We start from the raw sequence: 13,573 nt of genomic DNA on the forward strand, positions 1-13,573 counted from the left end.
CAGAGCACCCTAGGCCCCGTTTCAGAGCTGCGGCGTGGTCAGGTCCCGCAACAACCGGTCCTCCTCGACCCGCCAGTAACCGTGCTCCTTGCCGTCCAGCATCACCACCGGCAGCCGGTCCCCGTACTCCCGTTCCAGGCCCTCGTCACCGGTGACGTCCCATTCGACCCACTTGTCGCCGGTGACCGCCACCACCCGGTCGAGCGCCTCCTTGGCGTCGTCGCACAGGTGGCAGCCAGGTCGGGTGATCAGGGCGAGCCGGGCGTCAGTGGCCATCGGTTACCTCCGTGCGGGTGTCGGCGGGTGCGGGCCGGCCGGCCGGGGCCGCCGACCGGAGATCAGTCTTGCGTACCTTGCCGATCGCCGAGTGGGGCAGGGCGTCGACGATCTCGACGGCGGTCGGGCACTTGAACCGGGCGAGGTTCCGTGCGCAGTGGGCGAGCAGGTCGTCGCTGGTCACCGGCCGCCCCGGTTTCGGCACCACGTACGCCCGCACAGTCTCGCCGGTCCGCGGGTGCGGCACACCCAGTACCGCCGACTCGGCCACCCCGGGGTGCCCGGCGAGCACCAACTCGACCTCGTGGGGATAGACGTTGAACCCGTTGACCAGGATCAGCTCGCCGAGCCGGTCGACCAGGAAGAGGTCCCCGTCCTCGTCGGCGTAGGCGACGTCCCCGGTGCCCCACCAGCCATCGGCGTCGGGCCCACCCCGACCGTCGGGCCAGTAGCCGTCGAAGAGGTTGGGGCCACGCACGACGATCTGCCCGGGGTCGGTGCCCGGCGTCACATCGGAGATGTTCAGCTCGTCCGGGTCGTCGTCTCCGACGGCGACCCCGTCGCGCCAGAGGTCCACCCCGTCGGCGCCGACCAGGCGTAACCCCACCCCGGGCAGGGGACGGCCGATCGAGCCGGCCTTGGCCACGCCGCCCACCAGGGTGGAGGTCAGCACCGGGGCGGTCTCGGTGAGGCCGTACCCGATGTGCACCTGATGCCCGGTGGCCTCGGTGAAGCGCGCCGCGACCGGGGGTTCCAGCGGCGCCGCGCCACAGACCGCCACCCGCACCGACGCGGTCGCCGCGCGGGCCGTGGGGGCATCGGCCCAGGTCAGGAACATCGACGGTACGCCGACCAGCACGGTGACCCGGTGCCGGGCGATGTCGTCCAGCCCGGCGGTCGGGCCCAGCTCGTCGAGCAGCACCCCGGTCGCTCCGTTGTCGATGACCGCGCCGAGCCCCGAGTTGAGCCCGTACGCGTGGAACAGCGGCAGCGCGAGCAGCACGGTGTCCGTCGGTCGGACCACCGGCGGTTCGATCCCGTCGACCTGTTGGAGGTTGGCGAGCAGCGCCCGGTGCGAGAGCATCGCGCCCTTGGGCCGCCCCTCGGTGCCGGAGGTGTAGAGCAGTACCGCCAGGTCGGTGCCGCCTCGACGCGGGCGGGCCGGGCCGGGCGGGTCGGCTGTCGGCGGTGTGCCGTGCACGGCGACGAGCGCGGGCAGGTCGGCGACGAGGCTTCGGACCCGGTCGGTGGCGACGAGCACCGACGCGCCGGAGTCGGACAACACGTGCCGCAGTTCCGGTGCGGTGAAGCCGGGGTTGACCGGCACGGCGACCAGTCCCGCGCGCAGGGCGCCGAGCCAGGTGACGACGAAGTCGATGGTGTTCGGCAGCGCGATCGCGACGCGTGGCGGCGTACCGCCGGGGTCGGTGTGCGGGGCGGCGGCGGACAGGCCACGGGCGGCGGCGTCCACGGCGGTGTCCAGGTCGGACCAGCTGAGCGTCTGGTCGCGCCAGTGCAGCGCGGCCCGGTCGCCGCTGTCGTGAGCCGCCCGGCGGACCCGGTCGGCGAGGTTCGGCGCGGGGGGTACCGAGGCGTCCTGCACGGTGGTCGAGTCTGGCACAGCGGGCGACGACAGGCCACGCCCGACGGACGGCTGGGCGCTCGGACGGCGACCCCGATGAGAGTCCCATTCACGGGACTGCCTGATGTGCCACCGGCGGTTCGATCGGGTCCTGCCGATGGGACGGGCGGCGGCGTCCACAAGCGCTTCGGCGCGCCGGCGCGACTGCCCGACGGGGTGGGCCGGCCGAACGTCCGACATGCCCTCCGATCAGGTGATCCATCGTGGAACAGCGTGTGCACGGAAAGTCAAACGCACACGACGGACAACCGGTCCGGCATTGGTGCGACGGAGCGGGAAATACTTCCGCCTTGTGTAACGGACTTGCCACGCGCGGGTGACGTTGGCCCTATCATCACTCGGGTCGGGTCACCCCATTTGCCGTGAGTCGACACCCCTCAGCCCGAGGAGGCCCCCGTGCCTGTGAGCGCATTGGACCAGCACCTCCAGGGGAATTGCCGCCCGCCGGCAACCCCCGCGACCGTTCTGCCCGACCGGGAGCCCGGTCGGCCCGTCCCGACGACCCACAGACCGACCCGTCCGACGACCAACGGGGCGGGGGCAACACGGTGACCACCTTCGGTTACGCGGAACGCCCGCTCGGCCTGACCGGCCAGCCCGCCCGCTCCCACGTCAACGAGCGGCCGCCGGCCCGTTCCCCGCTGGACGATCCACACGGCACCGCCGTGCGGGGTGACGGCGCGGCACACCGGATCCGCAGTCGGCCACACCCGAACGAACCCACACCGCGTCCGTCGGTGCCCGGCGGCAACACGAAGACGCCCGGCGGCCGGGTCGGCGTACCCCCCCGGCCGTTGCCCGCGCAGGGTCGACGGGGCAGCGACACGCCGACGGTGACCACCGACCCGGCGGCGGGCGAGACGGCGGTGATTCCGGCGGTGCCGGCGGAGACGGCGGTCATTCCGGCGGTGCCGGCCGAACCCGCGACCACCCCGACCGGATTCCCGAGCCGCCCGGACCCGTCCGACCCGGCCACCGAGGTCTGGACGCTGATCGAGCGGGCCCAGGCCGGCGACTCCGAGGCGTTCGGCCTGATCTACGACCGGTACGTGGACACCGTCTTCCGGTTCGTCTACTTCCGGGTCGGCAACCGGCAACTCGCCGAGGACCTCACCTCGGACACCTTCCTGCGCGCGCTCAAGCGGATCGGCAGCTTCACCTGGCAGGGCAGGGACCTCGGGGCCTGGCTGGTGACGATCGCCCGCAACCTGGTGGCGGACCACTTCAAGTCGGGTCGGTACCGGCTGGAGGTCACCACCGGCGACGTGCTCGACGCCGACCGGGAGGACCGGGGCCCCGAGGGCAGCCCGGAGGCCGCGGTGGTGGAGCACATCACCAACGTCGCGCTGCTCACCGCCGTGAAGCAACTCAACCCGGAGCAGCAGGAGTGCATCGTTCTCCGCTTCCTCCAGGGCTTCTCCGTCGCCGAGACGGCCCGCGCCATGGGCAAGAACGAAGGCGCCATCAAGGCCCTCCAGTACCGGGCTGTTCGCGCCCTGGCGCGACTGCTCCCGGACGGCTTCCAACCGTAGGTTGTTTCAAGAAACCGATGGATGTCGATCAACGTCTGCCCAGCTCAGAGCCGGTGCAGTCCGGTGACAACCATCACTTTGTGTAATTTCCGCCCCGCCTGGCCCGTAACCCGTGCCCGGTCCGCCGCGTTTCTCCGGGTGCGACCGGTGGAGGTCCCGGCAGGCCCGGGCACCGAGGTCCCACCGGTACGCCGGCGGCACCTCACCTCCGTGGTGTCACACTGCCGCCCGGTCGCTGGCAACGACGGCGGCCGACCGGCCGTGACCAGCGAGAGGAGGTGCCTGCGGTGGACGACATCCTCTTCTCCCGCCGGCGCGCCGAGCGCTTCGCGCAGCTTCTCGACGAGGCCAACGGCGCTCGCCGGCACCACGTGCGATCGCGGGTGGACGCCCAACTCGCGCCACTCGTGGCGGTGGGCCAGCGCCTCAGCGTCGATCCCCCGGCTGTCGAGGTGAACCCGGAATTCCGGACCGGTCTACGGGCGATGCTGCTCGCGACGGCCGAACGGGAAGGGCTGGGCACCGCACCGGCGGCCAGCGAACCGGCCACCACGACGACCCGTGGGCGGCTCCTACCGGCGGTCACCGCGCGTCGGGCCCGAGCCCGGGGCGCGATCCTGGTCGGCATCGCCGCCGGCGCCATCGCCGTCTCCGGCATCTCCGCCGCCAGCGAGAACGCGGTGCCCGGCGACGCGCTCTACGGCATGAAGCGCTCGACCGAACGCGCCCAGCTCGCCCTGGCCAGCTCGGACATCAGCCGCGGCCAGCTCTTCCTCGACTTCGCCCGGACCAGGCTCGGCGAAGCCGCCAAGCTGCGCGGCGACCGGATCGGCTACAGCGCGGTCCTCGACGACATGGACGCCGACACCCGGCAGGGCGTACGCCTGCTCACCTCCGCCGCGGTGCAGCGGGCCGAGCCGGGCAGCCTGGACACCCTCAACACCTTCGTCGCAGGCCAGCGTCGCGCGGTGAGCGGCCTGCTCGACGGGAGCACCCGCGCCGACCGGGAACGCACCCAGCGGTCGCTGCTCCTCCTGGACGACATCCGGGACCGTTCGGACTCGCTGCGCGCGGCTATCGCCTGCGGCCTCCCGGCGCCGACCACCAGCGACACCCTCGGGCCCGACCCGAAGACCTGCCCCGGATCGCGCTGATCCCTATACCGCACGTCCGACCGGCCGCGCCACAGTTCGTTGTGTGCTCGGCCGGTCGACCGTCTGCGGCGGATACCCTCGCTGGGAGGCATCTGTCGTACCGGTGAGGAAGGGGGTCGCGTGGCGCGCAGCCGTAAGGTGACGGTCAGCACCGACGCCGAGGGGCACACTGCGGGCTGGGCGGAGACCGACCTGGCCCCGGCCACCGCACCGGACACGACGGCCGCGGCGTTCTTCGACGTGGACAACACGATGATGCAGGGCGCGTCGATCTACTGGTTCGCCCGTGGGCTCGCCTCCCGCAACTACCTCACCACCGCTGACCTGGCCCGATTCGCCTGGCAGCAGCTCCGGTTCCGGCTGCTCGCCCGGGAGCACGCAGGTGACATGTCACTGGCCAAGGAGGCCGCGCTGGCCTTCGTGCAGGGCTGGCGGGTCCACGAGGTGGAGCACCTCGCGGAGGAAATCTTCGACGAGATGATGGCTCCCCGGATCTGGGCCGGCACCCACCAACTCGCACAACGTCACCTGGACGCCGGCCAGCGGGTGTGGCTGGTCAGCGCCGCCCCGGTCGAGATCGGCCGGGTGATCGCCGCCAGGCTCGGTCTCACCGGTGCGATCGGCACGGTGGCCGAGGTGCTGGACGGGGCGTACACCGGGCGGTTGGTGGGTGACCTGATGCACGGGCCGGCGAAGGCCGAGGCGGTCACCCAGCTCGCCGCCGTGGAAGGGCTCGACCTCACCCGCTGCGCCGCCTACAGCGACTCCGCCAACGACCTGCCGCTGCTCTCCGCTGTCGGCAGGGCGGTGGCCGTCAACCCGGACGGCAGCCTGCTGCGGCAGGCCCGCCGGCACGGTTGGGAGGTGCGGGACTTCCGCACCGGCCGTCGGGCGGTGAAGATCGCGGTGCCGTCGACCGCGGCAGCCGGGTTGGTCGCCGGCGCGGTCACCGCCGGCCTGGCCCTCCAGCGACGCCGCCGCGCCGGCTGACCTCACGCCGTCGCGTTGGCCGGCTCAGGGGCCGAACGGGTCGGGCCGTCGCTCCAGCAGCGTGTGCACGGTCTGCTGGATGGTCTCCCGCACCTGGTCGGCGAGGTTGAACACCACCAGCGGGTCGTCCGCCGAGTCGGTCAGGTGGGCGGTGGGGATCGGCGGGCAGAACTCGATCAGCCACTTGCTCGGCAGCGGCACCATGCCCAACGGCCCGAGCCACGGGAAGGTCGGCGTGACCGGGAAGTACGGAAGCTTGAGCAGCCGCGCCAGCGGCTTGATGTCGGCGAGCATCGGGTAGATCTCCTCGCCACCGACGATGGCGACCGGAACGATCGGCGTGCCGGTGCGCAGCGCCGCCGAGACGAAACCGCCCCGCCCGAACCGTTGCAGCTTGTACCGGTCGGCGTAGAGCTTGCCGATCCCCTTGAAGCCCTCGGGGAACACGCCGACCAGGTCACCCGCGCCGAGCAGCCGCTCCGCGTCCGGGTTGCAGGCCACCGTGCCGCCGGTCTTGCGGGCGATCTCGGAGACCACCGGCATCCGGAAGACCAGGTCGGCGCCGAGCAGCCGCAGGTAGCGGTGCGCGGGATGCTTGTCGTGCAGCGCCGCCGAGAGGATCAACGCGTCCAGCGCCACCGTCCCCGAGTGGTTGCCGACCACCAGGGCGGGCCCGTCGACCGGCACATGCTCGACACCACTGACCTCGGTGCGGAACCAGTCCCGGTAGAGCAGCCGCAGCAGCGGGTGGAAGACCGCGTCGGTCAACTCCGAGTCGAACCCGAACTCGTCGACCTCGTAGTCACCGGACAGCCGCCGACGCAGGAACGCCAGACCGTTGGCGACCTTGCGGTCCCAGTGGTCACCCGGCCGATCCGCCACGGCCCGCTCGGTGCCACCCGGCGTCCCAACGTCCGCGGGGCCGCCCGCCTTCGCGACTGGCTCGTCGGTGGCCGCGGTGTCGACCTCGTCGGTGGGCGGCGTCGAGGGCGGCGCGACCCGCGCGACCGGCCGATGCCCGTTGCGCCGCGCCGGCTCCGCGTCCGGCGCGGGCGCCTGCTGCGGTACGTCGAAACGCCCGACCCCCTGCGGGTCGCGCCCCTCCGCCGGCCCCGTCATGGTTTGCGGTCCGTCACGGCCGCGCGGACCTGCCGAATGCCGTCCCGGACCAACTGCTCGGCGACTGCCAACTGGTCCCGGGTGACCACCACCCCACCGTGGTGGGCGCGGATGAAGTCCTCGAACGCGTCGGCTGTCGAACGCGGCGTGAAGCCGTACTCCTGCTCCAGCCGGCTGGTGTCGACAACCCGGCCGTGCACGAAGAGGTCGACCTGGTCCAGGCCGTAACGGCCGAAGCCCATGGTGCGGGCCAGTGCTGCGGCACCGGAGAGACCCGGTTCCAGCACCGGCACAGCCACCCGGCCGGCCCGCCGGATCGCCTGCGACAGCGACAGCACCCCCGGACCGGCGACGTTGTAGGTGCCGGGATGGTCCTCGACGATCGACCGGTGCAGCACCTCCAACGCGTCGTCGAAGCGCAGGAACTGCAGACGGGGATCACGGCCGAAGACGGTCGGCACGAACGGCTGCGCGAAGTAGCGGGTCAACGTGGTGTCGGCGGTCGAACCGATGAACGGCGCGAAGCGCAGCACCGTCGCGGTGACGTCGGGCCGGCGGCGTCGGAAGCCACGGACGTACCCCTCGACGTCGAGAATGTCGCGGCCGAACCCGCCACGTGGCACCTCGCGCGGTTCGGTCTCCTCGGTGAAGACCGCCGGATCCCGGAACGAGACCCCGTACGCGGCGGTCGACGAACGGACCACGAGCTTGCGCAGCCGGGGCGCCCGTTGACAGGCGGCCAGCAGGTGCATGGTGCCGATGACGTTCTGGTCCTTCATGGCCGACCGACCACCGTGCTGCTGGTCGGGGGCGCTGACCAGCGCGAGGTGCACCACCGCGTCGACGTCCAGGTCGGCGAGGAGGCCGCCGAGCGAGTCGCTGTCGAGGCGGATCCGTTCGACCCGGTCCAGCAGGTCGGTGAACTCGGTGCCCGAGTCCGGGGCGTCCACCCCGATGACCCGTTCGATCCGGGGGTCGGCGGCCAGTCGGGCCGCCACGTGGGCACCCAGGTAGCGGCCCACCCCGGTGACGACGACGACCCCCGGAGCACCTGAGGTGCTACCGGGGGTCATCTGACGCACCTACCCCGGCAGGGAGGACCGAGCCGGGACGACCACGGCCTGATCACCTGAGCCTCCGGGGATCGACAGTTGGGCAAGTGACGCCGAGCGCCGGGCACGGAGCCCGGCGGCGATCACTTGCCGAGACGGCGACGCTGGACGCGGGTCTTGCGCAGCAGCTTGCGGTGCTTCTTCTTAGCCATGCGCTTACGGCGCTTCTTGACCACCGAGCCCATACGACAGCCTTTCGATACAACGTGCGGGGCGGACCGGATGACACCACGCAGGTGGCGACGGCGACCGCTTGCGGACAACGGACCGGACCAGTCTGGGCGGCGGGGCGCACCGGTGGGGTCTCGGTCGGACTCCAGGGTAGCTGGACAGCGTCAGCCGGACCAACGCGCCCCCGTCGATGCCGCCCTTCGCTCGCGACTGCGGGGCTCGCAAGCTCACTCCTCGCGCTCACCGATGCCGATCAGATGGCAGTCGGAGGGCGGGGCGGTGGCTCAGGCGGTCTCCTGAAAAGCACCCCGGAGATATTCGTGCACCGCATGCTCTGGCACCCGGAATGAGCGGCCGACCCGGACCGCGGTGAGCTCACCGCTGTGCACCAGGCGATAGACCGTCATCTTCGACACCCGCATGACCGTCGCCACCTCGGCAACGGTCAGGAACTTGACCTCCGACAGCCGTCCGTCGGACTGCGACCCGGCCATGGCTCACCGACCCATCCCATGCCCGGCGCGTGCCAACCCGGCGGATGCTCCGGGCCGGGCCGACGACGCGCGTGTTACCAGTACGGTAGCGGGGCGGTTGTGACCGGCGCGATCCCTTCGTACAACTGATCATGTTTCTCCTCGCCGGTTCACCCGATCCGTGCTCCCGGTTTCCGCCCGCCTGAGGCCGCCGTCCTGTCTGTTCCGCCGCTGCTCACTCGGCGCGCAGCGCCACCACCGGGTCGAGGCGGCCGGCGCGCTGCGCGGGGACGACCCCGAAGACGATGCCGACCACGGCTGACACGCCGAACGCGAGCGCCAGCGACCACCAGGTGATCGCGGCCGGGATCGGCGACAGGGCGTCGACCAGCAGGGCGGTCCCCACTCCCAACGCCATCCCGGCCAGCCCGCCGATCGTGGTGAGCAGCACCGCCTCCAACAGGAACTGCACACCGATGTCGCGGGGACGCGCGCCGACCGCCTTGCGCAGACCGATCTCCCGGGTCCGTTCCCGGACGCTGACCAGCATGATGTTGGAGACACCGACCCCGCCGACGAGCAGGGAGATGCCGGCGATGGCGGCCAGTACGCCGGTGAGGACGCCGAGGATGTCGCCGAGCACACCGAGGATCTGCTGCTGGGTGACAGCACTGAACTCGGTGTCGGGGTGGCGGCGGTTCAGCTCGGCGACGATCCGCTCGCCCAGTTCGTCGATCCGCTCCCGGTCGGGTGCCTTGACCGCGATGCCGTCCACCCGCTGGGTGCCCCAGAGCCGCTGCGCGGCGGTCACCGGCACGTGCACCTCGTCGTCCCGGTCGACGCCGAGGCTCTGCCCCAGCGGTGCGAAGACGCCGATCACCCGGAACCGCACCCCGGCCAGCGCCACCTGCTGGCCGAGCGGGTCCCGGTCGGGGAAGAGCGCCCGGGCGACCGAGTCGCCGAGCACCGCGACGCGTCGGCTGGTGTCCACGTCGGTGCCGGTGAGGTAGCGACCACGGGCCAGCGAGCGGGTGAACACCGTGGGGGTGGTCTCCAGCACGCCCTGCACGGTGGTGAAGTCGGAGCGGTTGCCGGCTCGGGCGGTCGCCCCGGAGGCGACGGTGACCGCCACCCGGTCCGGGTCGCCGACCACCCGGGTGACGGCGTCCACGTCGCGCAGGGTCAGCGGCGACACCACCGGGGCGTTGCCCACCTCGATCCGACCGGGGACGACCAGCAGCAGGTTGGAGCCGAGGCCCTCGACCTGTTGCTCGACCTTCTGTTTGGTGCCGGTGCCGATGGCCACCAACAGGACGACCGAGGCCACCCCGATGATCACCCCGAGCATGGTGAGGGCGCTGCGCAGTCGGTTGGCGCGGAGGGCGTCCAGCGCGACCCGCCACGCCTCGGCGACCCTCACGCCGCGCCGCCGGGCCGCTCGATGTCGGACTGACCAGCAGTAGCGTCGCGCTGCTCGACCTCGCGCGGAAGGCACCCGGTGGCTCCGGCGGCGCCACCGGAGCCACCGGGTGGGTGCCCCGGGCCGCTTCCGGACGCGGACCGGGGCTCCGCGCTGGGAGCGGGGACCAGTGTCGCAGGTCGACCATGGTCGACGGACGGCGGTCGATCATGGGCGGACTGCGCGTCGTCGCTGTCCGCCACCACCACCCCGTCGCGCATGGTGATCCGGCGGCGGGCACGCGCCGCCACCTCCTGGTCGTGGGTGACCATCACCAGTGCCACCCCGGACTCGGCGTTCAACCGCTCCAGCAGCTCCAGCACGGCCGCGCCGGTGACGCTGTCCAGGTTGCCGGTGGGCTCGTCGGCCAGCAGCACCGTCGGCTCGGTGACCAGTGCGCGGGCGATCGCTACCCGTTGCTGCTCACCGCCGGACATCTGGTTGGGCCGGTGGTCCAAGCGGTGCCCGAGGCCGACCCGGCCGAGCACCGCAGCCGCCCGCTCCCGGCGTCGCCGGGCCGACACGCCCCGGTAGACCAGCGGTAGTGCCACGTTCTCCACAGCCGACGTACGGGGCAGCAGGTGGAACGCCTGGAAGACGAAACCGATCGTCTCGTTGCGCAGGGTGGCCATCTCCGGTGGGGCCAGGGTGTTGACGTCCCGCCCACCGATCACCAGACGGCCGCCGGTGGGGCGGTCCAACCCGCCGAGGAGGTGCATGAGCGTGGACTTGCCCGAGCCGGACGGGCCGACCAGGGCCACGTAGTCCCCCGGTTGCACGACCAGCGACACCCCGCGCAGCGCCTCGACGGACACCCCGTCGAGCTGGTACGTCCGGGACACGTCGACCGCCTCGATCGCCGGCGGGGCGACGGTCACCGCACCTCCTGACCGTCACGGACCTGGTCGGTGCCGCGCACGACGATCCGGTCACCGGGTTGGACACCGTTGAGGATCTGGACGAGATCGGACCCCTGGACGCCCACCGTCACCGCCGCCCGCCCAGCTTTGCCGTCGCGGACCACCCACACCGCGTCCCGGCCGTCGGCGGAGAACACCGCCGAGGCGGGAACTGTCACCGCGTCGGCGGCCTCGCGTACCCGCAGGTGGACTATCGCGTTCATGCCGGGGCGGGGCGTGGGCGCCGGCTCGTCCTCGGCCAGCTTCCCGGTACCCAGAGCCAGGCGCACACGGTAGGTGACCCCGCCCTGGGCGGAGTTGGTGGGCAGCACGTCGACCGAGCGGACGGTGGCGTCGTAGCTGGCCCCGGTGACGGCGTCCAACTCGACGGTGGCGGTCACGCCGGCCTTGACCAGCAACACGTCGGTCTCGTCCACCTCGGCGAGCAGCCCCAACTGCCCGGTGTCCACGACGGTCAGGACCGGTGTGCCGGCGGTGACCCGGCCGCCGACCGCCACCGCGTCGTCGACCCCGGCCGGTGGCCCACCCTGGCCGGAGGCCAGCGCGGACGGGTCGAGGCCGGCGGCCTGGGCGCCACCGGCCTGCTCCAACAGCCCGGCGAGCCCACCGGACGGAGTGTTGCCGGCCCGGGTGCCGCCCGGCTGCACCACGCCGGCGATCGGAGCCCGCAGGGTCAGGGCGTCCACTGTCGACTTCGCCAGGTCGTACCCCTGCTGGGCCTGGAGCCGCTGCGCCGCGGAGAGCGCGCCGACGGCGGAGCTCAACCCGTTGATCCCCCGTTGGACGGCGCGCACGGCCTGGTCGGCGCTGCGGGCGGCGGCAGCGTACTGCCGCTGGGCGGACGTCACCTGGGTCAGCAGCGCGCCGCGCACCTGCGGGTCGGCGATCTTCTCCGCGGCCTCGCGGGCGGCGTCGAACGCCTCGTTCGCGGCCTTGTCCGTGCCACGTCGGCTGCTGGTCAGGTCACCGGTGGAGGCACCCCGGCCGGCGCGCTTCGCGGCGTCCAGGGCCTCCTTCGCCTGCCGGAGCCGCTGCTGCGCCGAGGGCGAGTCGACCACGGCAAGGATCTGGCCGCGCTTCACCGACTGGCCGGGCTGGACGCGGAGGCTCGCCAGCGTGCCGTCGGCGGGAGCCGTGAGGGTGGCGGCGGCCCGGGCGGTCACCGTCGCCGGCGCGTCGATCACCTCGCTGACCGGGTTGCGGGCCGCGGACGCCAACGCGAGGTCCGGGGCGTCGTCGCCGCAGGAGGCGGCGGTGGTGGCGGTGAGGACGGCGACGGCGGTCAGGGCGACGAGCAGGCGGGGCCGCGTGGTGCCGGCCGGCCGCGGCAACTGGGGGCGGCGCACCCATCGATGGTACGACCGACCGTCACACCGCCGACCAGCACGTCAGGCGGTGGCGGCCCGGATGTACGCGACGCACTCGTCGTGCAGCGTCGACCACTTCTCACCGAACGCCTGCTCGGCGGCCACGTCGAGAGTGTCGCGCTCGTGCACCACCGCCTTGAAGAAGGCGAGCAACGACTGCGGCCCGTACCTGTCGACGAGGTGCCGGACGGCGAGGTAGCCGACGCCGTAACTGCCGGCGACCCGCTCGGCCGAGGCGTCGTCGGCGGGGTTGACGTCCGCCAACTGACCGTCCCAACCGCCGCGGACCAGTTTGCGCACCTCGGGGATGCCCTCGTACCTGTCGACCGCCTGACCACCGGCACCGGCCAACTCGGCCAGCCCCTCCACCAACCACCAGGTCGTCTTGCCCGGGTAGCCGCGCTCGGGCAACGAAGCCGCGTGGGTCAGCTCGTGCCGGAGCAGGTCGTCGGTGCCGCTGCTGGAGAGCCCTTCGGCGTTGAGCACCACCTCGTGGTGGCCGCCGCCGACCGTCACCGCGTAGCCGCCGGTCCACTCTGGCCGGTCGCCGCCGTACCACCGCTGCCACTCGGTCGGGCCGGCGTAGAAGATCCGGTAGCGGTCCGGCGGCGACCCGGTCAGCGCGTACCCGTCGGCGACCTTGGCCGCCGCCTCGGCCTGGGTGAGCAGGCCGGGCAGCTTGCCGCGCAACGCGGGGGTGGTGGCGACGATGGTCCGCGCGCCGACCGCCACGGCCAGATCGCTGATCTCCCACGGTCGGGTGCCGGTCTCCACCGACTTGGATTCCTCGAGTGCGACCAGGCGGGGCTGGTCGCCGTTCTCCCGCCAACGGGTGCCGATCAGCACCGGGCTGGGCCGGCAGTTCGGTGCGACGAAGCAGTACTGGAAGCGCACCAGCAGCCGCCACTCCCCCGGCTTGCCGACGACCGGTGCGGGCAGACCGCTCGGTTCGGCCCGCCAGACGGTCACCTTGAGCTCGCGGAGCGCGGCGAAGCGTCGGCGCAGGTCACCGTGTGCCGCGGGGTCGGCGACGGCGAGAAAACCGGCGCGGTCCCCACCGAGCAGCGCGGTGGACTGCCGATTGAGCTGGGTGGTCATCCGGTCGGCAAGCGCACGGGCCGCCACCGTGGCGGGATCGTCGGCTGTCGAGACGCCGGCTCGGCTGAACGTGGCCCGGGCGCCGTTCTCCCGGATCACTCCGACGACGAGCACCGCCGGCACACCACAGCCCAGCAGCACGACGACCACCAGGAACACCGTCCACAGCGGCCAGAGCCGCCGTGGTGCCGGCCGTTGCTGCACCCCGTCAGTCACCCGCCGAAGGGTACGACCATTACCTGAGCGGGGCGAGGCCGCCC

13 protein-coding genes are annotated in these 13,573 nt (G+C 72.7%); 3 read left to right on the plus strand and 10 right to left on the minus strand.

The window, feature by feature from the left end; translation table 11 throughout:
- Nucleotides 1-21 precede the first annotated feature (21 nt).
- Together O7631_RS02290 and O7631_RS02295 are read right to left on the minus strand one after the other, a co-directional pair.
- Nucleotides 22-276 carry a glutaredoxin family protein gene (locus O7631_RS02290; RefSeq protein ID WP_278142802.1) on the minus strand — a complete coding sequence of 85 codons (255 nt, stop codon included), beginning with the start codon at nucleotides 274-276 and terminating at the stop codon, nucleotides 22-24.
- Nucleotides 266-1,879: an AMP-binding protein gene (locus O7631_RS02295; RefSeq protein WP_278142803.1), complete on the minus strand. Its 1,614-nt coding sequence runs from the start codon at nucleotides 1,877-1,879 to the stop codon at nucleotides 266-268. Before O7631_RS02295 ends, O7631_RS02290 begins: the two co-directional genes overlap by 11 nt.
- Nucleotides 1,880-2,466: 587 nt before the next feature.
- Here O7631_RS02295 and O7631_RS02300 point away from each other — a divergent pair.
- The 3 genes from O7631_RS02300 (at nucleotide 2,467) to O7631_RS02310 (ending at nucleotide 5,594) form a co-directional block, all read left to right on the plus strand.
- Complete coding sequence (locus tag O7631_RS02300; protein ID WP_278142804.1) at nucleotides 2,467-3,450, plus strand: ECF subfamily RNA polymerase sigma factor, BldN family; 984 nt, start codon at nucleotides 2,467-2,469, stop codon at nucleotides 3,448-3,450.
- Nucleotides 3,451-3,728: 278 nt separating this feature from the next.
- Entirely contained in the window at nucleotides 3,729-4,604 is an 876-nt protein-coding gene (locus O7631_RS02305; protein ID WP_278142805.1) for a DUF5667 domain-containing protein, read from the plus strand.
- Nucleotides 4,605-4,724: 120 nt separating this feature from the next.
- Nucleotides 4,725-5,594 carry an HAD-IB family hydrolase gene (locus O7631_RS02310; RefSeq protein ID WP_278142806.1) on the plus strand — a complete coding sequence of 290 codons (870 nt, stop codon included), beginning with the start codon at nucleotides 4,725-4,727 and terminating at the stop codon, nucleotides 5,592-5,594.
- Between the two features lie 24 nt (nucleotides 5,595-5,618).
- Here O7631_RS02310 and O7631_RS02315 read toward each other — a convergent pair whose 3' ends face one another.
- From O7631_RS02315 to O7631_RS02350, 8 genes are all read right to left on the minus strand, one after another.
- On the minus strand, nucleotides 5,619-6,476 hold the full coding sequence (locus O7631_RS02315) for a lysophospholipid acyltransferase family protein (protein WP_278147817.1): 858 nt from the start codon (nucleotides 6,474-6,476) through the stop codon (nucleotides 5,619-5,621).
- Between the two features lie 233 nt (nucleotides 6,477-6,709).
- A complete protein-coding gene (locus O7631_RS02320; protein WP_278142807.1) occupies nucleotides 6,710-7,786 on the minus strand; it encodes an NAD-dependent epimerase/dehydratase family protein in 1,077 nt (358 codons plus the stop codon).
- A gap of 122 nt (nucleotides 7,787-7,908) precedes the next feature.
- On the minus strand, nucleotides 7,909-8,010 hold the full coding sequence (locus O7631_RS02325) for an AURKAIP1/COX24 domain-containing protein (RefSeq protein WP_007465623.1): 102 nt from the start codon (nucleotides 8,008-8,010) through the stop codon (nucleotides 7,909-7,911).
- Between the two features lie 270 nt (nucleotides 8,011-8,280).
- Nucleotides 8,281-8,490, minus strand: coding sequence for a helix-turn-helix domain-containing protein (locus O7631_RS02330; protein ID WP_007465625.1), 210 nt, complete (start codon nucleotides 8,488-8,490; stop codon nucleotides 8,281-8,283).
- Between the two features lie 214 nt (nucleotides 8,491-8,704).
- On the minus strand, nucleotides 8,705-9,889 hold the full coding sequence (locus tag O7631_RS02335; protein ID WP_278142808.1) for an ABC transporter permease: 1,185 nt from the start codon (nucleotides 9,887-9,889) through the stop codon (nucleotides 8,705-8,707).
- Nucleotides 9,886-10,806 (minus strand): ABC transporter ATP-binding protein, encoded by a 921-nt coding sequence (locus tag O7631_RS02340; RefSeq protein WP_278142809.1) that lies wholly within the window; start codon nucleotides 10,804-10,806, stop codon nucleotides 9,886-9,888. The genes O7631_RS02335 and O7631_RS02340 overlap by 4 nt, the downstream gene beginning before the upstream one ends.
- Nucleotides 10,803-12,194, minus strand: coding sequence for an efflux RND transporter periplasmic adaptor subunit (locus tag O7631_RS02345; RefSeq protein WP_278142810.1), 1,392 nt, complete (start codon nucleotides 12,192-12,194; stop codon nucleotides 10,803-10,805). The genes O7631_RS02340 and O7631_RS02345 overlap by 4 nt, the downstream gene beginning before the upstream one ends.
- Before the next feature lie 42 nt (nucleotides 12,195-12,236).
- On the minus strand, nucleotides 12,237-13,529 hold the full coding sequence (locus O7631_RS02350) for a hypothetical protein (protein ID WP_278142811.1): 1,293 nt from the start codon (nucleotides 13,527-13,529) through the stop codon (nucleotides 12,237-12,239).
- Between the last annotated feature and the right edge of the window lie 44 nt (nucleotides 13,530-13,573).

It is taken from the genome of Micromonospora sp. WMMD967 (genome assembly GCF_029626165.1).
Classification (GTDB): domain Bacteria; phylum Actinomycetota; class Actinomycetes; order Mycobacteriales; family Micromonosporaceae; genus Micromonospora; species Micromonospora taraxaci.